Origin of the sequence: Paenibacillus sp. 32352 (assembly GCF_002042965.1) — a bacterium.
Lineage (GTDB): Bacteria > Bacillota > Bacilli > Paenibacillales > NBRC-103111 > Paenibacillus_S > Paenibacillus_S vulneris.
In genome coordinates this window covers 378,550-400,715 of record NZ_MZNT01000002.1, presented here as the reverse complement: position 1 = coordinate 400,715, position 22,166 = coordinate 378,550, and the positions used below count along the sequence as shown (strand labels likewise).

General features: G+C 48.3%; 17 protein-coding genes. 3 read left to right on the top strand and 14 right to left on the bottom strand.

The genetic code is table 11. The annotated features are described in order from the left end of the window. Positions 1-57 precede the first annotated feature (57 nt). The 7 genes from B1728_RS06110 to B1728_RS06080 form a co-directional block, all read right to left on the bottom strand. The gene (locus B1728_RS06110; protein ID WP_079909294.1) at positions 58-1,845 is read right to left on the bottom strand and encodes a hypothetical protein; all 1,788 of its coding nucleotides are present in this window, start codon (positions 1,843-1,845) and stop codon (positions 58-60) included. Between the two features lie 274 nt (positions 1,846-2,119). Next, positions 2,120-4,171 (bottom strand): acyltransferase family protein, encoded by a 2,052-nt coding sequence (locus B1728_RS06105; protein ID WP_079909293.1) that lies wholly within the window; start codon positions 4,169-4,171, stop codon positions 2,120-2,122. Between the two features lie 306 nt (positions 4,172-4,477). After that, positions 4,478-6,157: an ABC transporter substrate-binding protein gene (locus B1728_RS06100; protein ID WP_079909292.1), complete on the bottom strand. Its 1,680-nt coding sequence runs from the start codon at positions 6,155-6,157 to the stop codon at positions 4,478-4,480. A gap of 110 nt (positions 6,158-6,267) precedes the next feature. Next, positions 6,268-7,164 carry a carbohydrate ABC transporter permease gene (locus B1728_RS06095; RefSeq protein WP_079909291.1) on the bottom strand — a complete coding sequence of 299 codons (897 nt, stop codon included), beginning with the start codon at positions 7,162-7,164 and terminating at the stop codon, positions 6,268-6,270. A 19-nt stretch (positions 7,165-7,183) separates the two neighbouring features. Then, on the bottom strand, positions 7,184-8,152 hold the full coding sequence (locus B1728_RS06090) for an ABC transporter permease (protein ID WP_306293511.1): 969 nt from the start codon (positions 8,150-8,152) through the stop codon (positions 7,184-7,186). 196 nt (positions 8,153-8,348) lie between these two features. Next, positions 8,349-10,661 (bottom strand): helix-turn-helix domain-containing protein, encoded by a 2,313-nt coding sequence (locus tag B1728_RS06085; RefSeq protein ID WP_079909290.1) that lies wholly within the window; start codon positions 10,659-10,661, stop codon positions 8,349-8,351. A 265-nt stretch (positions 10,662-10,926) separates the two neighbouring features. Continuing rightward, positions 10,927-11,496, bottom strand: a complete 570-nt coding sequence (locus B1728_RS06080) for an FAD-dependent oxidoreductase (RefSeq protein ID WP_079909289.1) — start codon at positions 11,494-11,496, stop codon at positions 10,927-10,929. Positions 11,497-11,679: 183 nt separating this feature from the next. Between B1728_RS06080 and B1728_RS06075 the strand changes: the two genes are divergently transcribed. Next, positions 11,680-12,165 (top strand): hypothetical protein, encoded by a 486-nt coding sequence (locus tag B1728_RS06075; RefSeq protein WP_079909288.1) that lies wholly within the window; start codon positions 11,680-11,682, stop codon positions 12,163-12,165. A gap of 157 nt (positions 12,166-12,322) precedes the next feature. Here B1728_RS06075 and B1728_RS06070 read toward each other — a convergent pair whose 3' ends face one another. From B1728_RS06070 to B1728_RS06060, 3 genes are all read right to left on the bottom strand, one after another. Next, positions 12,323-13,306, bottom strand: coding sequence for a zinc-dependent alcohol dehydrogenase family protein (locus B1728_RS06070; RefSeq protein WP_256865254.1), 984 nt, complete (start codon positions 13,304-13,306; stop codon positions 12,323-12,325). Between the two features lie 90 nt (positions 13,307-13,396). Continuing rightward, positions 13,397-13,663, bottom strand: coding sequence for a YciI family protein (locus B1728_RS06065; RefSeq protein WP_079909286.1), 267 nt, complete (start codon positions 13,661-13,663; stop codon positions 13,397-13,399). Between the two features lie 100 nt (positions 13,664-13,763). Next, positions 13,764-14,648, bottom strand: coding sequence for a helix-turn-helix domain-containing protein (locus tag B1728_RS06060; RefSeq protein WP_079909285.1), 885 nt, complete (start codon positions 14,646-14,648; stop codon positions 13,764-13,766). Between the two features lie 388 nt (positions 14,649-15,036). Here B1728_RS06060 and B1728_RS06055 point away from each other — a divergent pair, with 388 nt between their 5' ends. Then, positions 15,037-15,396 (top strand): hypothetical protein, encoded by a 360-nt coding sequence (locus tag B1728_RS06055; protein WP_256865253.1) that lies wholly within the window; start codon positions 15,037-15,039, stop codon positions 15,394-15,396. 61 nt (positions 15,397-15,457) lie between these two features. On the opposite strand, the gene B1728_RS06050 is transcribed toward B1728_RS06055, so the two are convergent. The 4 genes from B1728_RS06050 to B1728_RS06035 form a co-directional block, all read right to left on the bottom strand. After that, on the bottom strand, positions 15,458-16,684 hold the full coding sequence (locus tag B1728_RS06050; RefSeq protein ID WP_079909284.1) for an MFS transporter: 1,227 nt from the start codon (positions 16,682-16,684) through the stop codon (positions 15,458-15,460). A gap of 125 nt (positions 16,685-16,809) precedes the next feature. Then, positions 16,810-17,976 carry an iron-containing alcohol dehydrogenase gene (locus tag B1728_RS06045; RefSeq protein WP_079909283.1) on the bottom strand — a complete coding sequence of 389 codons (1,167 nt, stop codon included), beginning with the start codon at positions 17,974-17,976 and terminating at the stop codon, positions 16,810-16,812. 334 nt (positions 17,977-18,310) lie between these two features. After that, the gene (locus B1728_RS06040) at positions 18,311-19,078 is read right to left on the bottom strand and encodes a metal-dependent hydrolase (RefSeq protein WP_079909282.1); all 768 of its coding nucleotides are present in this window, start codon (positions 19,076-19,078) and stop codon (positions 18,311-18,313) included. Positions 19,079-19,242: 164 nt separating this feature from the next. Further along, positions 19,243-20,634: an MATE family efflux transporter gene (locus B1728_RS06035; RefSeq protein ID WP_079909281.1), complete on the bottom strand. Its 1,392-nt coding sequence runs from the start codon at positions 20,632-20,634 to the stop codon at positions 19,243-19,245. Between the two features lie 246 nt (positions 20,635-20,880). Between B1728_RS06035 and uraA the strand changes: the two genes are divergently transcribed. Beyond that, entirely contained in the window at positions 20,881-22,149 is a 1,269-nt protein-coding gene (gene uraA, locus B1728_RS06030) for a uracil permease (RefSeq protein WP_079909280.1), read from the top strand. The last annotated feature ends 17 nt before the right edge of the window (positions 22,150-22,166 follow it).

Here is a 22,166-nt window from a genome sequence, read left to right as displayed (position 1 = left end):
CAAACATCCCCTAAAAGATCTATCGATACAATCTGCTGCTGTTTGATTTTCATGTTTTCATTTCATGGCGGTGATGATCCCGCGTATCGACGGCGCATCCGGTGTAGGTTGATAAGAAACATTTTGAAAGCCCAATTTGTTCAGAGCACTCTTTAAAAAAAGAAAGTTGAACCCGAACCCATCGGGGGGATACCCAAGACGATTCTCGCCCCCATAATAGACTACTGCAGGTCTATCTAAGTCATGCAAGTCGAGTATCGATTCAATAACGATACGCTTCTTGGCAATCGTAGCTAAGCGTTCAAGAAGTTGAAACGGGTGCCTCGTCTGATTAAGAATTCCGCGCACCACAACCCAGTCATAAGATAAATTGGATGTCCTCATGGTATCGAATTGTTTAGGGTACATTACTTCCACTCGAGAAGCAAGTTCTTGTTTTGCATAAAGAAAACAATAGCTGTCTCCATTGACGATGCAGGTTGTTTTTCCAGCACCCCTTAATTCTGATTCGAATGCATAGAATCCATCACCATCGCCGATATCAAGAACTGTCTCTCCTGGTACTAGTCCGGCAAAAATAATATCTGCGCGTGCTTTGAACACTTCATAGGGAGCAACACCAGGCATTACACGACCATTTGCTAGTTTAATCGAATCGAACCAACGAATCCCTTGATGAAACGGAATAACAGGTAGCTTTGATGTGGCCATGAGGGAGCTGCTTTGGGCCGTGTTCCTAATCTCAATCGGATTTTCGCCGCTAAATAATGCTGATGCAAGGGGACCAGAAAGCAAATTTTGGCGCCATATCCTTTCGCAGTAATTGTTAGAAAAGTAGTACGGGATAGCCTCTTGTTCAGATCTTATTTTGTCAATCCATTTACGATCACCCTGCAGCATTCGTTCTATCACAATGCGTGCTTCTGATATTCCTTGGGTTGCTCCTGCGATATCCTTATGCAGTAATCGTCCTAACAAACTTTGTTTATAAAACACGATGGGGGTACCGATAATAGCTGCTTCGATAGGAGAATAATGAACATGCCGGGGCTCTTGCGAGTGATAATACAGTAGAGCACAATCCTTATACAAATCGATAAGTTCTTCATCACTTACATGGCCAAGAACATTAGGATCATTGACAGAATTTTTTTGTTGTCCAACGATAACATGGGGAAGATCTCCGAAACTCTCCTTAAAATTTTTGTATATTTGGGCATAATAATAGTTATTATCATTAATATTTGGGCAGACAAATAATATGCGTTTATCTGTACCACGCCAAGTATTTTTATGCTTCCAGTAACTCTCGTTTAATCCGAGCGGCAGAAATACGGAACGATTTTTAAAATAAGGAGTTTCACATTCATCTAGCTGTTCATAACCTTTGCCGAACCAGAATCGATCTTTTACAGCCTCTAACCAAGAATAAACTCGATCCCCCATTTGAAGATGTAAGACCTTATCATATGAATAGTCAGCTTGTAATCCGAAAGCACGAAGAACAATCTGTCCTTTATACTTGGTTACAACCTCTTGAAAAGGATAAGTTAACGGCATTGTAAAAACTGAACCAAAGTACGTATTAACAAAAAAAGTAATGTCGTGCCGCCAAGGATCAGAATAAAAGTTAAATGAGTTCAAAGCATTAAGGACATCTTTGGGCACGGTTAAATCGGAATCAGCGGAGTAATCTACAGAACCGCTTCTAAAGGTCGAAACATCATCAGGTATTATTTTGGGTGTGAATACCTCAAAACCTAGCGAACGAAGTAAAGGAACCTCATAGGACATTAATGTTTTATGATTTAATAGCCACAGGATTCGACGATTTTTATTTTTCATCAACACCCTCCTCTTTCGCAATCCGATTTCGGCAAATCCATTTTATTCTGAGCCAAGACAAAGAAACGCCTAGCTAAAATTGATTTTTTCTTTAGTTGCATCATATTCATATTCATTCGCAGGCGAGCTCGACATTAGCCTGGGTCTCTGTAAAAGAAAACCGGGAACGGAATCAAAGAAATCGAGAGGGTATGGCTTACAGAAGGTTAGATGAAATTTTTGTATCAAAAAAGCCTGCGTCCCCTCATTAAGAAGGCTGCAGGCTTATGTACATTCAAGAGTGTTTTTGCAGCGCACCGGCTACAAGAGAAGCATAAAATTCCGAGCCCTCCGCTTCCAGATGAACGCCGTCTGGAGCAAAGAAGCTGCTCTTGCCTTCGCTCGCTGCATACCAGTCAACCAGGGTTACCTTCGGATGGGTTTCAGCGACCTCGGCAATGACGGAGTTAACCTCATCCTCCCATTTGCGCGGGACTCTCGTGTTCACAAGGATGATTTGCTTAGCGCTATCCAGCGAATCCAGCAGTGACTCCAGCTGCTTTTTATTAAATGGACCGTTCGTGCCCAGCTCAATAATAACCCGGCTTCCGAGTGTACCCGATTCTTTATGCTGGTCGATAACGTCCGCCGCTTCAAGGAATTGCCGCCCCACCTTGCCGTCAACGACAATACCCGGGAGAAGCTTCTCCAAATAGGGCGCTATATCCAGCATAACTGAATCACCGATGGCCGTAATGCCTTTGCCCGGTGTCTGTTGAGGAAGCGTTGCACCTTCAGATGGCTTAGATAGCGGATTCGAATGGTCTGCGTCACCGCCCGTGTCCCGCTTTGCGGTATCCTCCGGATGCCGGCTTGCTTTCTCAGGATCGTCGGTTGTTCCCGCTTCTTGCGGCAGAGGCTGATCGCTTTGGGAAGATGCCCCATCCATCCTGGTGTCTGTATGATCAGCTGGGGGGATGGCTGTCACTGGGACCGATCCGGCATCCTTCGATATCGGCTGAGCCGTTGAAACGTTGGACGCCAGGTTGTTGGAGCCGTATACGGCACTGACCGCCGTTTCAGAAGATATAATCGGCTCCTGCGTCCCGCCGCTGCTGATTCCCGGCGTAGCATCCGTCTCACGCTGCAGCAGCCCGATGAACAGGAAGCCGACAAGAAGAACCGCGCATGCGACCGGAGTCCAGCGGACCAGAGAAAGCCGTTGGCGCGCGCGTCTTCGGATGCCCTCCTGTGCCTTCAGACGGTTCCAGGAACCGCGGCGAATCGGCTCCTCGACGTAACGCCATGACAAAGCGGCCAACAATATCGTTACGACCACTTGTATTGCTGCTCGAGTGAAATCCGGCTCATTGCTATTAGCAGGACTGCTCATGACAATAATCGGATAATGCCATAAATAGATACCGTAAGATCGGACACCAAGCCAGCGCAGAGGCTTGCATCCTAACACCTTGCCCAGCCAACTGACCGGGTGGGCAAGAACCGCCACCACCACTGCCGCTGCTACAGACAGCAGCGCTAGACCGCCATTGTACAGGAACTCGTCGTACTCATTCGTCTGCCAAATCATGTACAATAAAATGATTAATGCCGTGAATCCCATGGCATCGAGTACGAATTGTGCCCGCAGCGTCACACGGGGCGTCAGCCGCCGGCTCTGCCATACCATCGCCAGCGCCGCCCCGATGAGCAGGGCGAAGACTCGCGTATCGGTGCCATAATAGACCCTGCTCGGATCGGTCCCGGGCACATAAAGAATCGCCATGGCGATCACAGATACCAAGGCCCCAAGCAAGGTAACCCCTACGATTGGTCCTCTTCGGGGCATGCATCGCAGGGCAAACAGGAGCACGATCGGCCATAACAAGTAAAACTGCTCCTCAACGGCTAACGACCATAAATGCCCTAAAGGGGAAGGCGGGCCGAAGCTTTCAAAGTAAGACACTTTATGATAGATGAGCCACCAGTTGCTAACATACAACAGTCCAGCAGCAACCTCTTCCCGCAGCGCGAGAAGCCTGGACTTATCAAAGACGGCGAGCCAGACCACAACAGCCACAAGCATGAGCAGCAGCGCGGGAAGAAGCCTTCGAGCCCTGCGCATCCAAAAGTCCTTCAGATCGAAAGTTCCCTTACTCTTCCACTGCGCGATGAGCTGATCCGTTATTAGATAACCGGACAGAACGAAAAAAATTCCGACTCCGAGCAGTCCGCCCGGAGCCCATTTCATATTCAAATGATAAGCAATGACGGCAAGCACCGCTATGGCACGCAGACCGTCGAGTCCTGCCATATATCTCCCTTGACCGACAACCGGTTTAGGCATGACGAATGCCCCCTTTGTGATAGGGCATTCCTTGTTGGTTTTGGCTCATCTTATTTCTTTCCTTTCGATCGCACATGGGGCGTCATTCATCTCAGCTGTACCTTTACTATACACAGTCGCGAAATGGAAATCGTTACGAAAGGATTACATCTTTTTTTTCACATTTTACAGACTCCGAATTTCAGGCTCATTTATCTTATTACGCTGTTGGAACGGAATCAATTGGAACTTTTGTTCGCAATATTTGGCAAGCAAAATCGCCCTTAACTCCCTGTATTCAGCGGGTTTAAGGGCGATTCTCGTTACTTATTTTTTCTTCTTGAAATTAGCGTCATAGGCCGTCTGATAAATTTCCAGATATCTTTTCAGATTCATATTATCCAGGTTCTTCACGTAGGCATCCCAGTTTTTGTCAATGTCCGAATCGCCGGTTATGAAGCGCGCCATCATTTCCTTCACATGATCCAGAATCGTCTTCTCCAGATCCGCCAATTCTGAAGCCTGATCCGCGGTAAAAAAGACTGGAGGCATCACTTTCTCAATCGGCATTTGCTTCGGCTCCATCTTGGTCTTGGTTTCATTATACAGGATGACCTCAAGCGGCTGCTCCGGGTTCGCCACCTCACCCAGCCGGAAATCATTGGAGCGATAGTTCGGTCCGGTCTGCGACCAGTTAACGTTTTGTACGCCGCCCCATGGGGTCAGCTGCTTCCAGATAGCCGGCTTGCCGTTAATGCCGATCTCCCCTTTTTCCGCGTAGCGCCATTCTACGCCTTCACGGCCTGCATACCATCTGAGCGTCGTATCGGGTGTATTGTACAGGAAATCCGCCAAGCGGAAGGCCGCTTCTGGATTTTTGGCGTTTTTGGTTATGACGTACTGCCCGTTTCCTACGACATAAGGATGGTAAGCTGCGGTCTGGAAGCCGCTAGGTCCCTTCAACGGAGGGACCGCTACATAGGTCAGCCATCTTCCGCTGCTGCCTCCCAAAGTGGTCAGAGAGCCCATATTATGGCCGGAGGAAGCTCCCAGAATGACGGTGTCCGGATTTTCACCCAATTTTTTCAATTGGTTGTTATCTTGAGTCAATGCTTGCGGATCGATTAATCCTTCGGCATACAGCTTATGGATGTATTTCAAGCCTTCCTTCCACTCCGGCTTATTGTATGGCACCGACACCTTCCCGTTATCCAGATACAGCTTTTTATCGCCATGGTCATAGATGAAGGCGTTCATAAGGAAGGAGTCGAGCATCTGCGTGGAGAACAGATTGCTGCTGGAAGCCTGGATAGAGCCTGACAGCGGGATTTCATCGGCCTTGCCGTTGCCGTTAGGATCTTTGGTCTTGAAGGCTTTCAGCACTTCGTAGAACTCATCGGTCGTGGTCGGCATCTGCAAGCCCAGCTTATCGAGCCATGGCTTATGAATCCACATTCGTTGCTGATACATGCAGTGATAGCATTCATTTACCTGCGGCAGCGCATAGATTTTGCCGTCTGGAGCCGTGATCAGATCCTTGTAAAACGCATTTTCCTGAAACATCTTTTTCATCTCGACGCCGTACTTGTCAATCAGATCATTCAGCGGAAGAAACACGCCTTGGCTCCCATAGATCATCATTTGTGTCGGCGATACGCCGAAGCCCATAATTACGTCAGGATAATCACCGCTGGAGAGAACCAGATTCAGCTTTTCCGTCGCCGATTTTTCCGGGGCTACCTCCCAATCAATATGGATGTTCGTTTTTTGCTCTAGCCATTTTGTGAACTCATTGGTTGCAAAGTCCTCAACAGACGAGCTCCCCTTGACCAGTACCTTGATGGTCGTCTTTTCGTTGGTGATAGGAAATTGCCCCGGCGGATTCACCGCGACCTGCGACGATTTCGAAGGATCGGAAGGCGGAGCTTCCTCCTTCCCGGAGCAAGCGCTTAATACGATTCCCATACTTAGCAGCAGCGAGAGCGAGATGAGCGTTATTTTTCTCATTTGAACCCCTCCTAAGAGTTTCGCGGAGCGAAACTAACTTCGTAAGCATCAACTTTGAGTTTCGCGGAGCGAAACTGACTTCGTAAGCATTAGCTGAATGTATCCTCTGGCTACCCCTTCAACGATCCGATCATAATCCCTTTAACGAAATATTTTTGGACAAACGGATAAACAACCAGCAGAGGCACTGTTGCAACAACGATCAACGAATATTTCAGCAGCTCTCTCAAGCCCTCCCGCTTGGCCTGCTCCGCAACGTCCATCAGCATGTTCATATCCACGTCATTTTGCACAAGGATATCTCTGAGCACGAGCTGCAGCGGATATAAGCTCTGCTTTTTCAAATAAATCAAGGCATTAAAATACGAATTCCAGTGGCCCACCGCATAGAACAAAGCAATAACCGCAATAATGGGGCCGGACAGCGGCAGCACAATTTTCCATACAAATTGAAAGTCCGTACAGCCGTCTAACTGCGAAGCCTCAAGCAGCTCGTCAGGAATCGTCGTTTGAAAATACGTTCTGGTGATAATCATATTCCATACTCCCAGCGCTCCGGGCAGTAGCATCGACCATGTCGTATTCAGCAAGCCCAGGTCCTTGACCAGCATATAGGTTGGGATCAAGCCGCCGGAGAACATCATGGTGAAGACGAACAGGAACATGAACACATTTTTGCCGTAAAAGTCTTTTCGCGACAAAGGATACGCAGCCAAGATCGTCATAACGACATTAATCAGCGTTCCCGCCACCGTATAATAGATGGAATTCATAAACCCGCTCCAGATCAGCTTGTGCTTGAATACCGCACTGTAGCCCTCCAGAGAAGGATGAACCGGCCACAGCCAGACCTTGCCCGATATGACGGCTTCCGAGCTGCTGATTGAAGCGCTTACAACATAAATCAAAGGATACAATATCGTAATCAAGAATAGTGACAAAATCGTATAATTGACCACGGTGAACACCTGATCGCTCTTCGTTTCCCTGATCGCCGTAGGTTCCAACGCCTGCTCCTCCCTCCGCTTACCATAAGCTGGCCTGTTTTGTTTTTTGGGCAATTTTATTAACCATGATAAGTAAAATCAGATTGATGACCGATTTGAACAAACCGATAGCCGTAGGATAAGAGTAGTTCAACGCTTGCGAGGTCAGACCGACTTTGTATACATAGGTATCGATCACCTCGGAGGTGCGAATGTTCAGCGGGTTCTGCATCAATAGCACTTTCTCAAAGCCGACGTCCAGCATATGCCCCGTATTCATGATCAGCATAATAATTGCTATTGGCATGATCCCCGGAAGGTCGATATGCCACATCCGCTGCAGCTTGTTAGCTCCGTCTACGACGGCCGCTTCGTGCAGGGCCGGATCGATGCTTGCCAACGCGGCCAAATAGATGATGCAGCCAAAGCCTACACTCTGCCAAATGCCCGACCACACATAGATGGATTTAAAATATTCCGGCACACCCATGAAATTGATCGGGTTCAGCCCTATCAGCTTGAGCACATTATTTACGATGCCGTTCCTCGGCTCCAGGAGCTCGAGAATGATTCCTACCATTACAACGACGGAAATAAAATGCGGTGCATAGGTTATCATTTGCACGGATTTTTTGAACAGCTGATTCTTCACGTAGTTCAGGCTAAGCGCCAGGATGATCGGAAACGGGAAGCCTGCCACCAGGCTGTACACACTGAGCAGGATCGTATTGCTCATTAATCTCCAAAACTCATAGGAATGAAAAAAACGGTCGAAGTGCTTGAAGCCCACCCACTCGCTGTCCCAGATTCCTTTGGTCACAATAAAGTTTTTGAAGGCAATTTGAGCGCCGTACATCGGAACATACTTAAAAATAATAATGTAAATCAATGGAAGTGCTATTAATGCATACAGCCTCCACCCTTTTCGTATTTTGGTGAATGGCGTTCGTGCTCTCGCTCTCACGCCGGCTCCGGTTTGCACACCTGATGTTTCTTTAAGCGCTTCCAATGGCTCACCCCCTCATTCTGTTTTTCTACGGATAGCGGATTATCCTGTCCAGATTCAAACGCTGCCGTCGTCCTTTCTCCACCTTACTCATCAGCGGTTTAGACGTAAATAGGATTGTGTGCAGCTCTATGTGCAGCCGTTCAGAACGGCTTATGTGCATTGCTTCATATGATATGCAATGGTTCAGAAAGCGCATTCAAATTACCTTAGAGCTGCGAAATGCTGTGGTGCTGACACCATTGATTCGTTTGAACGCCCGGCAAAACGTGTTAGAGGAGCTGTACCCCACCCGAACGGCAATTTCAAATACGGGCAGGTCGGTCTCAGCCAGCAGCTCCCTTGCAAGCTTCATTCGAAGACCCTCCAGATAATCGGAAAAGTTGATGCCCGTCTGCTCTTTAAAAAATTGGGATAAATAGCCTCTGGAGATTCCCATTCGCTCCGCAACGGAATCCAGACTGATGTCCGGATCGGTGAAGGTCTCCTGCAGCAGGACAATGATGCTGTCCAGCAGCTGCCCGTTCTGGCTCTTTTTATGATCATTGACGTAATTGCAAAGTTGCCGGTAAACGGCTGTATACGATAGATATTGCTTTTCCAGGCCTTCGTAAGATGTCAATTCCGTAGTGACCAATTTCAGCTTATCCTGCAGAATTCCTTCATTCAGCCCCATCTGCGGCAAAAGCTTAATCAAAGTGCCTATCATCTCGTTCATGAATAATTGCAGCATGGGAACCGACAGACGTCTCTCTACAAAGTTGATTCGATGCAGATCGGTCAATACGGACTCCACTGCGGCATATTCGCCTGCCAGAGCCAGGTTGCTAAGCCGGATCTCGAGATCCGAAGGATAATAATAACCGCTGTGCTCCTGCGGTATTTCATCGTAACGGGCAGCACCGTTTTGATTTCTCCACGATATGAATTGAAGCGCCTGCTTCGCTTCCTCAAAGGATCGGGAAATATGCAGCAGCTCTTTGTAGATGCCCCCGATGGCAAACCTTGTCCGCACATTCAGCTGTGCAAGAATCATTTCACCCACTCCGGGAAGCGCCTCTGCCAGGTACGTTAAATCAGGGTCAGGAATGTCTCTCCCGTACGCAATCAGAAGCGCAATTTGATCCTCTGCGAGATCATGCCAGTACATACTGACCTTAAGCCCGCCGCGAAGCATTTCTTTGATCATTACCCTTTTGAGGTCAAGCTCCTCCAGAGACGAGGCGTCGAATCCGCCGTCATACCCTTGCAGCTGAACTATGACGACAGAATAGTGGCTTCCCTGCGCTTCAATGCCAACATGCTGCAGCAGCACCGATGTATCCCTGGCCGAGAGAAAATCCCCTTTCAGCAGCCTCTCGAATAAAGCCGCTTGCAAGTAGGGAGCATGCTTCTTCATCTTGTCCGTCAGCTCGTGATTGTTATCGATAAGCCTGGATACGGACTCCCGTATGAACCGGTAGGCATCAGGACCGGTCTCCGGTCTGCCTTCCATTCGTTCCATGATGGTTTCCATGATCGTTCTTAACGGGCGGCTGTTTCTGTAGGCGATCAGATAGGCAATCAACAGACCTGACGCAAGGAAGATAAGAGTCATGGTAAAAATGATTTTTTTGATATAAAGGACCTTTTTCAAGACAATATGATCCGGTTGGGCAACCAAGTACGTCCAGCCGTTGTACGATGAGGTGGTGTAGGTGATCCGCATGGGCTGGTTGTCTATCTGCTCCAGCATGCTTCCTTCCTTACCCGCCAGCTTGGAGCGCTGAATCCAGCTCACCGGTGCGTCAGAGGCTGAGGTGCTGATCATTTTCCCGTTCTGATCAATGATATTTGCCCAACCGCCGCCGGACAAATCCAGACCGCCCATCAGCTTCTGTACCTCCCGATTGTCTATCGTAATCACAACGGCTCCTTGGGGATAACCGGGATAACCCAAGGAATGAATGTAGGTTAACAGAGTATACATATTACCGTTAACAATCACTTGATGGGACGGGAGCATACTGCGCTGCTGGTAAGAACCGATAATCATGTCTTTCCAGCTGTCCGCATCCAAGCCTACATAACGAAATGTATTGTAAAAATCAAACAGCCCGTATGTGGAATTTTCCGTAAATACGAGCTCGCTGTTCTTGTAGATAACAAAATAATGGAAAATAAAGTTATTGGTGAGGCTGAAATTTTGGATGGCTTTGCGGGTATCCCAAATGCGGTTGATGTTGGAGCCCTGGAACGGTTCGCGAATATGCTGAAACTGCATAATTCTCGTATCGTTAACGAGTTGGATTGCTATGGAGGAAAGCTCGGCCAAGCGGCGGTCCAGGATGTCCCTGCTTTGCTGCAGAACATTCATATTCCCGGCCGTCACTTCCTTCTCCATCTCATGAAGTGTTTTATAGTAGATGATCCCTCCGACTAACAGCGGCAGCAGTAAAAACAGCAGATTGGGCACCAATAAACGAATAAACACCTGATGACTGCCCGCTTCCCGACCTTTGAATCTCCACATTTCGAATCTCCTCCATGCCCGAGACTTGACTCCATTGTAAAGGACTTTAGCGAGACCGACAACGAAAGATTACGTCGAAAGATACGCTGAGCTTTGTCGAAATTCATGCCCGAATAGCCTGAGAAGCGGTGCCATGGATTCGAGTGCGTTAAGGCACTCTGCGGGAAGCTCCGATTTGTATTACGCCATCATGCCAAAAAAGACTGTCCGCAGCAGCAAAATGCTGACGAACAGCCTTGAGGTTCTTTTACTATAGGTTAATAAATTAAGAGCCCTTCTTAATTACATCATGGTCTACATAACGCTCGCCGTTCAGCTCGCTGATAACGTTAATGGCTACCTTGGCACCGTCACCGGCCGTAACGATGGTATGTACACTGACACCCGCCGCCGTACCCGCTGCCCAAATGCCGGGAATGGACGTTTTTCCTTCCGGAGATGTATCGATGACGGTCTTGATTCTAGGTTCGGTACCGTCTTTGGTTTGCAAGCCGATATGCTGCGCCAGATCGACGAGGGCACCGGTTGCCAGGATGACATGCTTGCCTTCGTAACGCTCGTTTTCCGTCTCGACCTGGAAGCTTTCCCCTGCTTGGGTTACATTGCTAACCTTGGCATGCACCAGCTCGGCGCCGAATTTCACAGCCTGCTTCTGGCCGATCTCGACCAGCTCGGCCCCCGTCATTTCCATGATGCCGTAATGGTTTTCCAGCCAAGCGCGTTTGGTCATGCCCTGGTCACTGTCAATTAAAAGCGTTTTCTTCCCTGCCTTCGCTGCGAACAATGCGGCGCTTCCGCCTGCAGGCCCTGCTCCGATAATAACAATATCATACATGCTCGATACTCTCCCTTCATATTATCATTCGATGTCTAATGATGCGTGTCCATCCTAATACCATGCTACACAACTTGGAATGGAATGTCAAAATGCATTTCAGGCATCTCTTTCCATCCCATCAATAATATGCTAAATTAATTTCAAATCTACCCTACTATATCAGGAGGAGACGTACATTCGATGAACCGGAATCAATGGCAGCAGTTGGAGAACGGGATTTCTGAAGAGGAGCTGGCTTCTTGGAAAGCATCGATAGACGATGGCGGCTATTCCGCCTTTCACATGCTTTTGGAAGGGTTCAAGAATAAGCTCAAGCAATTTCAGGAGGACGATGCGGACGCCATCATCTCCTGGATCACCACAGCTCGGGATTTATTCCCCCAGCCTGAGCGGTTTAGTCCCTCTTGGTCCCAGGTCTGGGATGAATTGCAGCAAATCGCCGAGGTTAAGATCAAGCTTCTGCAAACCGTTGCGCCCGGCGAGCGGGAGGGAGAGTGGCAGCTTATTCTCGACAATCCGCATACGATTCAGGAAGTGGTATGCCACACGGGATTGTCATTTCATGAAGCAGCCTATCTCTACAGCTATTTCCGGCCGGGACTGCAAAAAAATGAGTACATACGGCTGCAAAAGGTTCAAAGCATGTACACGGAAATCGGTTCTTAACCCGAAATTGAGCATACGAAACGCACAAAAAGCGCCTTTCTCTCGACAGCATCCGTGAAGACCTTAACGGTTTTCAACACGGAATGTCGAAGGAAATGCGCTTTTTATCGAGTTCTGCGCTTACCCGGGAAATGGTTGAATTTCGCGGGAAATTTTCTTACCAAGAAAAGACGGTCTTACCTGATTGACCTGGGGCCGTCGCTGCAGCTATCGCCTGTTGAAAATCAGTTATTGCAAATCGCGCCCCCGGGGCATCCAACTGCAGCAGGCCCTTATGAACAAGCTCCATGATGCTGACGAACGGCTTGTGCCATTCCTGAACCTCTGCCTTCTCCACCCAATGACGCAGCCAGTACATGGCAGGACGGATCCCCGTTGTCCGGGCTAAGCGAATCCAATCGACCGGAATTCCGGATAGAAGGCCGACACTCACCACTATGCCTCCAAAGGAGATGCAGCTTGCCAGCTCCTCAGCCGCCGTACCTCCGATGGAATCGATTCCGAATCCAGCCCCTCGCCCTTTCGTTATATCCATAACCGCTTCATGCAATGATGTTGCAGAGTTATTTATAACATACTCAGCCCCCTTAAGCAGCAAAGCTTCGGTATGCAGATCATTTCTTACAGCCGCAATCACTCGAAATCCAAACACTTGGGATAACTGTGCAAAGATCCGCCCTATGGAGGAGCCAGCTGCGTTGATCAAGACGAAGTCGCCCTCGGCGTCAGCCAGGTACTGTTGGCACAGCAGCCAGGCAGTCACCGGGTTAATGTACAGCTGGGATGCAGTATCATCGGAGATCGTATCCGGGACAGGAACTGCCAGCTCCGCAGGTACCCGTACATAGTCCTGCCAAGTACCCTCTCCCCTTAGTGCCAGAACCCGCCGGCCAAGCATGGATGCAGATACATTCCTTCCTGCCTCCACCACCTTTCCGACACCCTCATACCCGGGAATCATGGGAAGGGCAATCCGATGTGCGTAAGCTCCTTGGATCGGAATCAGATCAGACGGATTGATAGGGGAGCTTATCATTCGTACCAGCAGCTCACCCGGCCCGGGCTGTTCCAATGGCTTATTATGAAGCTGAAGCACTTCAGACGGGTGACCAAACCGGCTGCAGCTTAAGTAGTCATTCATGCTTTTCATTCTCCTTAACCGTTATAACAGAATAGAAGCCGATTTCTCTGAGTACAGAAAAATCGGCCTGGGATCACCTATGTAGAGTACCTAGTCGGCCAGCACCATGTCCCACTCATGAATTTCATAGCCTCTGGCCTGGTGAATAACATAAGGATCATTCAATACGAAAGCCTCTACCGCTTCCAGGGATTCCGCTCTATAGATGACCATTCCTCCGGCACCGTCAACGAACCGTCCGTTGGCAAAAATATGTCCCCGGCTGCGCATCTCTAACAAATATTCGAGATGCTGCGCGCGGTACGTTTGACTTTTTTCTTCATCGAGCATGGGCAAGAATACAACATAGTGCTTCATCGTCAGCTTCCTCTCGCAACTCTACTAGTAAAATTTATCCCTCTATTATATGATAAACCGCTCCGAATATCTAATATCGTTTCACTTCATTCTCCCTTAGTTATTGGCCTGCCGCCGCGTGGTCAGCCTCTTCCCATATATCCGTACTGATCGGATAAACCGCGCTTTTGCGGAACTGTGAGGGGGATATTCCTTTCTTCTGATGGAACAGACGGGAAAAGTAAGACGTGGTCCACCCCAGCTTTTCGCTGATTTCAGTGACAGTCCACTTCGTTTCCTCCAAATACTCCATCGCTTTTTCCAGACGCTTCTCCTGCAAATATTGCATGGGGCTCATGCCGATATGATCATTGCATATTTTAATAATATAATGCGGGTGAAATCCGAAATGATTCGCTATGTCCAGTAAGGATAGCTTCTCGGACAAATGCTCGTTGATGTAAGCCGCTATCGGGAAATCCGAATAGGCTCCGTCCTTCATTCTAGAGGCATCTTGTATTTCCGCCCTTTGCCCTCTGCTTTTTTGCAGCAAGGACAGCAAGGTTCCCTTAAAGCCGGAATCTATCCGGTACAAGGTTAACGGGTCGGGACATTTGCTGAATTCCATCGTAAGCTGAAACCACTGCTTTAAATCAACCAGATCGTCATTCGTGCATGTGCCGTAGCTCGGGGATTCGGCAATGGCGTGCACCAAGCCTTCGTCGTTAAGCTTGAACTTATAATCTACGGCAACCGACTCTTCTTTGAAGTAGAACGCGTGTCTCGAATTAGGCGGTATTAAATAATAATATCGCCCGGCTACGGGATACAGGCTGTCGTTGAACTGCATCTCGCCGCTGCCTTTGTGGACGATGACCAGCTGGTGAAAATGTTCATGCACATGAGGTGAAATGGTTCGCTGTTCCGAATAATCATTTCGAGCAATCTGCAGCATAGTTAACTGAGCATCTCTCAATAATTGTTTGGATTCGTGGATCATCTTCATGTCTCCTTCTCCCTTGTCTGGTCAGATTTGATACGATGACGGAGTGCATTCCCCCTTTTTGAAAAGGGTTTCAAAAACTCTTAGCGATGCCTCCTGCTCTAGAATAGACCAACAAGGCTGCATTTGGGAATTGGGAAACTTATTATCGTGTTATGCTTTCTTACGATCATCAGCTTAAAATAACACCACAAGTCATAGCGAGTCTGTTGAGAAGCCTAGAAAGCCGAGCTATTATCAACATACCCCGATGGGGTATATATTTTGGTGCAAATGAGCCTTTTATATTTAGCAGGTTGGAAATACCTGCTGTTCCCGCTTAAGGAATAGGAAAATTTGTTTCAACTTGCAGTAGAGTAAATGATAAAATGACGGTGTGGAGGTGTATAGTTTGCCGATTTTTACTATAATTGCATTTTTTATATTGATTGTAACGGTTTTATCATTACTTATTGCTATCTCAGGTAAGCGACAGTTTTATTGGATTTCCGCCCTCGGGATTTATTTATTCAGTTTTTTAGCAGGATTTTCGATAGGACAACTAACCGTTGGTTTAACATTTATACCACTAATTTTGGCAATTGGTTGTTCTTCAGGTTGGATAAAAACAAAAGTGGATTACGTATTGGCCGTAGGGGTTGGCTTTCTATCAGGAGTTATTGTTGTGATATTTGTTGATGATTACTATACATTCTTTCCTTTTTGGATATTATCAAAGCTTTTCGACGTACTAATCGGGTTCATTTTTTAACGTCGAACCTAATAAAAAAAAGACATCCTCTCTCTAGAAAGAGCAGATGTCTATTTAGTGCCTACTTTACTATCGAAGCGGCATTATCTTGTCTCTTGAGCCCAGTCTTGGCAGATTTCAGTTCAGCCCGGCTCCAAACGAAAGTAAGCACGAACGCGACGACACCGATCAAGCCGGCGAAATAAAAACCGCTTCTCAGCCCGCCCCATTCATTAATCCATCCCGCCAGGAAAGGTCCGGCGAACATCCCGATGGCATATACAGCCTGATAGAATCCCATTGCGGTCGCCTGCTTCTGCGGATGAATCTTTTGAATCGCAAGCGTCAGCATGAGGGGGAAATATATGCCCTGGAAGAAGCCGTTCATCATTTGTGTGATCACAAGACCGGAAAAGCTGCTTACCATGGATATGGCTGTAGTACAGGCCGCACTGAATAGAAAAGCGATCAGTACCAGGTTCCACGAGCCGAATTTCGGTGCCAGCCATCTGCCCGAAATGTAGTTGCTGAAGGCATGCGGCACCATGAATGCGAAGACCAGCACGGTCAGATCGAGCTGACTTGCCCCCAAAGCCAAAGCATGTGAAGGCGTGAAACCAAACATCGTAATAAACAAAATGCTGTGGGCTAATATAGAGAGCACAGATACTTTAAGTAGCAGCGGCTCCTTCATGACCTGAACAAGATCCTTCAGCTCAATCGGTTTGCGGGATACTGCCTGTTTCGGTTCAAAAATAAAGAAGCTAGCCAATAAGCCAGCCGCACCGATTATGCTGCCAAGCCAAAAGGTAGAGTTCCATCCCCATTCCTTCACCAAATAACCACTGACGCTCATTCCGATCAATTGACCGCTTGCCGTCAATAGGCTGATTAGGCTCATGGCTCTCGTGGCCTGCTCTTGGCTGAAGTAGCTGGCGTACAGTACGGTGAACGCAGCCCAAGTCGAAGCCCCGATCCCGGAAATAAGACGTCCGGTCAAGATCCATCCGAGATGTCCGCCAAGCGCGAAGCACAGACAGCTTATCGTCGTCCCGATCATTCCAATCATAATAAAGGGCTTCCGCACCTTCATTCTGTCCGAGGTAATACCTAGCGGAAGCCTAAGTATAATTTGAACGAAGCCATAGCTCCCGAGTACTAATCCGGCGAAGCTGTAAGTTGCCCCCATATGGTCTAAATACGGCGACAAAATAGGAATATACGTATACAGGGAAGCCCAGTAAAACAAGGTCACCAGAATAAAGATGAAATGATGCCTTCGGGACGGCATAGCTTGCTTTTCATTCATGTTGATGTCTCCTCAAGATTTGCTATCCACACTATAGTACGGTTTAGGCCGATTGTAAATCCTTCTTTCCCTGACTGCGAAAAACGCCGGCTCCCTTAGGGACACCGGCTTCATACAGACATGACTTACAGGCTCATCTCCAGGATGGATCGTACATCCGATTCGTGCAGAGCCTTGAAAGAGCCGACAGGACCGAAACGAACGGTTTCTTTGGCCATCCGGTCCAGCTCCTTGGCGTCGATGTTCAGCTCGCTCAGACGGCTGGGAGCCCCGATTCTGGTGAAATAATCGCGTGTTGCCTGAATCCCTTCGAGTGCGATCTGCTCATCGGATTTGCCCGCAGGATCGACCTGCCACACCCGAACGGCAAATTGAACAAATCGGTCCAGCCTCTCTTTGTAGACGTATTTCATCCAGTTCGGGAACAATACCGACAGCCCTTCAGCATGGGCTATATCATATATCGCACTGACCTCATGCTCAATCATATGGGTTGCCCAGTCATTTTCCATGCCAACACTGATCATCCCCCCATTCAGAGCATACGTGCCGCAAAGCATCAGATTCGCTCTGGCTTCTTCATGTTCCGGGTTATGAAGAGCTTTTTCTCCATTTTCGATAACGGTTTGAAGAATAGATTCACAGAAGCGTTCCTGAAGAGGCGTATTCGTCGTCCGGCTGAAATATTGCTCGAATACGTGAGACATCATATCGACAATACCGTTCACAGTCTGATTGCGAGGAACGGTATAAGTAAGAGCGGGGTCCAATATACTGAAAGCCGGATAGCAATGAATACTTCCAATCGCTTTCTTCAGCTGATCCTCCCAGTTGGTAATTACAGCGCTTCCGTTCATCTCTGAGCCCGTTGCCGATAAAGTAAGTACCGTCCCCAAAGGAAGAGCGGAATGGATGTCTGCCTTCCGCATGAAAAAATCCCAGACATCCCCTTCATAAGGTACACCGACTGCGATCGCTTTTGCGGCATCGAGCACACTCCCTCCGCCTACCGCAAGAATAAATGGAATGCTGTATTCCCGGCATATAGAGATACCTTTTCTAACCGTGCTTACACGCGGATTCGGTTCCACGCCCGGAAGCTCGTGCACCTCAACGCTTGCTTGCTGAAGCAGACGCATAATCCGGTCGTACAAACCGGTCGTTTTGATGCTTCCGCCGCCATAGACGAGCAGCACTTTACTGCCGTATTGCGATACGGCACTGCCTAGTTGGTCGAGCATCCCGCTGCCGAACATGATGCGGGTCGGGTTGTGGAATTGAAACGGATTCATAGTTGTTATCCTCCTTCAAAGGGGATGCTTCCCCTTGGATTATGGTAGTAGTGCTGAAGAATCTCCCCTCATTATAGCTTTGTGAACCAGCATTGAAAATGACTGACCTGAACCACTCTAACTATCCTTGCCGTAAGCTGCTTCCCCTATGGTCACCTATAGAAACAGCCACCAAGCCTTTTCCATGGCCTGATGGCTTGCTCCTGCTCCACTCCACTATTGTCTGATAATTGGAATATCTCTTTTGATTGCCGCATATTGGCGAGCCCTCAGTCTGGTTTTACTCGTTCGATAGTCCGGCCATCCATACAATTAGTTCATTTCAATCGTTCTATTAACCCGTAATAGCGCTCTTGACCTGTTCCCATAATCCGAAGCCGGCTTGTCCCATAGGAATGACAAATGCTCTCCACGCGAGGACGAAGGTCAACGTAATGCAGAGGCTTTCCACTAGAAAGCCGCTGAATTTCCCGGTACTCATTAGAGGAATAACCAGCTTCCACTTGGATGGCGGGAACGGATGAATCCCCTGCTTCGTAAGCACATCGCATACCAGATGAATCGAGTAAGATAGAGAGCCGGCAATCCATAATGTAACGCCAAGCACCGTCGAGGCATAATAAAGCAGACCTCCCCACATCAGAATCCCGTAGATGGAGTGGGTTAATCCCCTGTGCGGAAGAATGGCGCATATCATCAGCAGAGCTCCGACTGTTCCTAGCCAAGGTCCTGCAAAAGCGCCCAGATACAGCAGCAGCCCTCCCAAAAGAATCATAAGCAGCTGGCGAAACGCCCGCTGATTCACAAGACACATGATCAATAACAAGGCGCCGGCAGCATAGCTGTACGGAGTAAGAAACGATTCCCAGTAAGCATAGATCATAAATCCGATACTAGCCAGAGCGAACAGCCATCTTAGTTTGGTCAGCAGCCCTTTGGGCAATGTTTTTTGCAGCAGCAGACTGTTAGGTTCGTCTATATCGGGCAGCAGCGAGCTGACTATCGCTACGGCAGCTGCAGGGATCGTAACGCCTTGACCGGTCATTTGCAGGATCGATAAGGTCACCCCAGTACTAACTATCAAGTGGGTTCTTCCCGTCATAACTTAATAAACTCCTTTGTCCGCCCCATGAAGTATAGCAGGATGTATTGCTATATTGTACCATAAAAACAACAACAAGACGAACAAATGTACGCTTACACCTATAAAAAAAGAAGCCCTTCTTAATAAGGACTTCTTTGGTGTGAATCTGTACTGCACCTGAGTTAGTTCGCTGCCTGCGTCTTCTTCGCTGTGAGCATCTTGGCATCCTTCCAGTTCCCCCACACGTAGTACCAGATCGAGAGTATAATACCGATCGTAAATCCGATAGGGAAGCTCCACCAGATGGCATCCAAGCCGTATTTTCCGCTCAAAAAGTACGAAATAGGAATCCGAATACACCATAAGGCCAGGAACGTTGTAAACAACGGCACCATAACCGCCCCGGTTGCCCGAACGACCCCGGACACGACAAATGTAATGCCGAACAGAATAAAGCCCCACAGGGTAATCAGGTTGATACGCATCCCGATGTCGATCGCTTCCTGATCATTCAGGAAAAGACCGAGCGCCTGCTTATTGAACAGATAGATCAGACCGACCAATACGCCGGTCATGACGAAATTGATCATAATCCCCATCATCGTCGTTTTATGGACGCGATCCCACTTGCCCGCTCCCACATTTTGCGCCGCCAGTGTCGAGACCGCTCCGCCTATAGCCATGGCCGGCATCTGAACGTAGCTCGATAGCTGCATCGCCGCGCCAAAAGCCGCCGTAGCCACGGAGCCATAACCGTTAACCAGGTTAATTACCGCGATAGCGCTTGTTGACACGATCAGCATTTGCAGCCCCATCGGCACGCCTTTTTTTACAAGCGATCCGATAATTTGACCGTCAAATCTCAGATAAGGCAAATCCTCGCGTGTGATTCTTAAATAATGCTTTTTACGATAGAGGAATATGATAAGACACACCAGGCTGGCAAACTGTGCGATGACCGTCGCGACGGCAGAGCCGGATATTCCTAAAGCCGGGACGGGTCCCCAGCCGAAAATGAACAGCGGATTCAACACGATATCCAGGAACGTGGAGATTAATAGAAAATAAAACGGCGTTCTTGCGTCTCCCGCTCCGCGCATGATCATCATGATAAAGTTGTACACGTACATAAACGGCAAGCCGATGAAAATAATACGTAAATACGAAATGGCAAAATCCATAGCGTCAGGCGGTGTATTCATCCCGCGCAGGATGGCCGGGGAAAACACCAAGCCAATGGCGGTTATTACCAAAGACAATAATAGAAAGAACAAGGCGCTTGTGCCGACTACCCTCTTAGCCTGCGTTTCATCCTGCGCTCCTACGCTCTGTCCGATCAGGATCGTAGAAGCCATTCCGATACCAAACACCAGGCTCAGCAGAAAAAACATAATATTGTTTGCATTGGATGTAGCGGCGAAGGCGCTCTCACCCAAATAGTTGCCAACCCATATGGAATTGATCGTTCCGTTCAGCGATTGAAGAACGTTCCCCATTAGCAAGGGCAGCGAAAATAAAAAAAGCTTTTTTCCAATAGATCCTTCCGTTAGCGATGAGTCCATCTGATAGGCCATAGTTCACTCTCCCAGCGCAAAGGGCAGCCATTAGCTGCCCTAAACTTCTTTTACAGACAAATTATTTACCAATAAAAATAATTATATCCAATCGAACACCTCACGTAAAGTCCAAGTATATAGGATGATCCATGACATCGAATGTGACAAAAATTTTAAAAAACCGATTCCAAACGACACTTTCTTCTGATACTATAATGAAAGTGTTTTTAGATCCGAAATTATTCTATCTCAAGGAGTGTCATTATGCTGCAACGTGAAATTCAAGTTGACGAACGTCCGCCGCTGCTACAGAGCATCCCTCTGAGCTTACAGCATTTGTTTGCGATGTTCGGCTCCAATGTCCTGGTGCCTTTATTGTTCAAGGTAGACCCGGCAACCATCCTGCTGATGAACGGTATTGGAACCCTGCTCTACCTGCTCCTGTGCAAGGGCAGAATTCCCGCCTTCCTCGGGTCCAGCTTCGCCTTCCTGTCCCCGGTCTTCGTTGTCCTGTCAAGTCAGTCCTATGGTGCGGCGCTTGGCGGCTTCATCGTAACCGGTATCATCTTCATCCTGATCTCGTTGCTGATCAAATTTATAGGCACCGGCTGGCTCGATGTCGTCTTTCCTCCGGCAGCCATGGGAGCTATCGTTGCGGTTATCGGTCTGGAGCTGGTGCCGACGGCAGCCGGAATGGCCGGTTACATCAAGCCTGCCGACGCACCTGCAGATTGGAGCTTCGATCCGAACGCGATACTGATCGCAACGGTAACATTGCTGATTACGATCATAGGCAACGTCATGTTCCGCGGCTTTCTTAAGATCATTCCAATTCTCGTTGGCATCATATGCGGTTATATCGTAGCCTACTTCCTAGGTTATGTGAAGTTCGATGCGGTAGCTCAAGCATCCCTGTTATCCTGGCCTACTTATTACAAGCCGGAATTCAGCCCAAGCGCTATTGCCATCATCGCTCCTGCCGCTCTGGTCGTAGTCGCCGAGCATATCGGCCACCTGATTGTAACAAGCAATATCGTCGGCAAAGATTTGTCCAAAGAGCCCGGGTTGTTCCGCTCTTTGCTCGGCAACGGAATTTCGACCGTCATATCCGGCTTCGCAGGCTCTACTCCCAACACTACATATGGCGAAAATATCGGCGTTATGGCCTTAACCCGCGTATACTCCACTTGGGTTATCGGGGGAGCGGCCGTCCTTGCCATCCTGCTCTCGTTCTGCGGAAAGCTGGCAGCCTTGATTACTACAATCCCAACTCCCGTTATGGGAGGCGTATCCCTGCTGCTGTTCGGAGTTATCGCGGCTTCGGGGATCCGGATGCTGGTAGAGACCAAGGTCGACTATTCCAAAGCGACCAACCTGATTTTGACGACCATTGTACTGGTTATCGGAATCAGCGGGGCTACGGTGACTATTGGCAGCTTCGCCCTCAAAGGAATGGCGCTCGCTACCATTATTGCTATCCTGCTCAGCTTGTTCTTCAAGCTGATTGAAACCTTAAAGCTTTCCAATGAATAAGACTCACATCAGGCTCT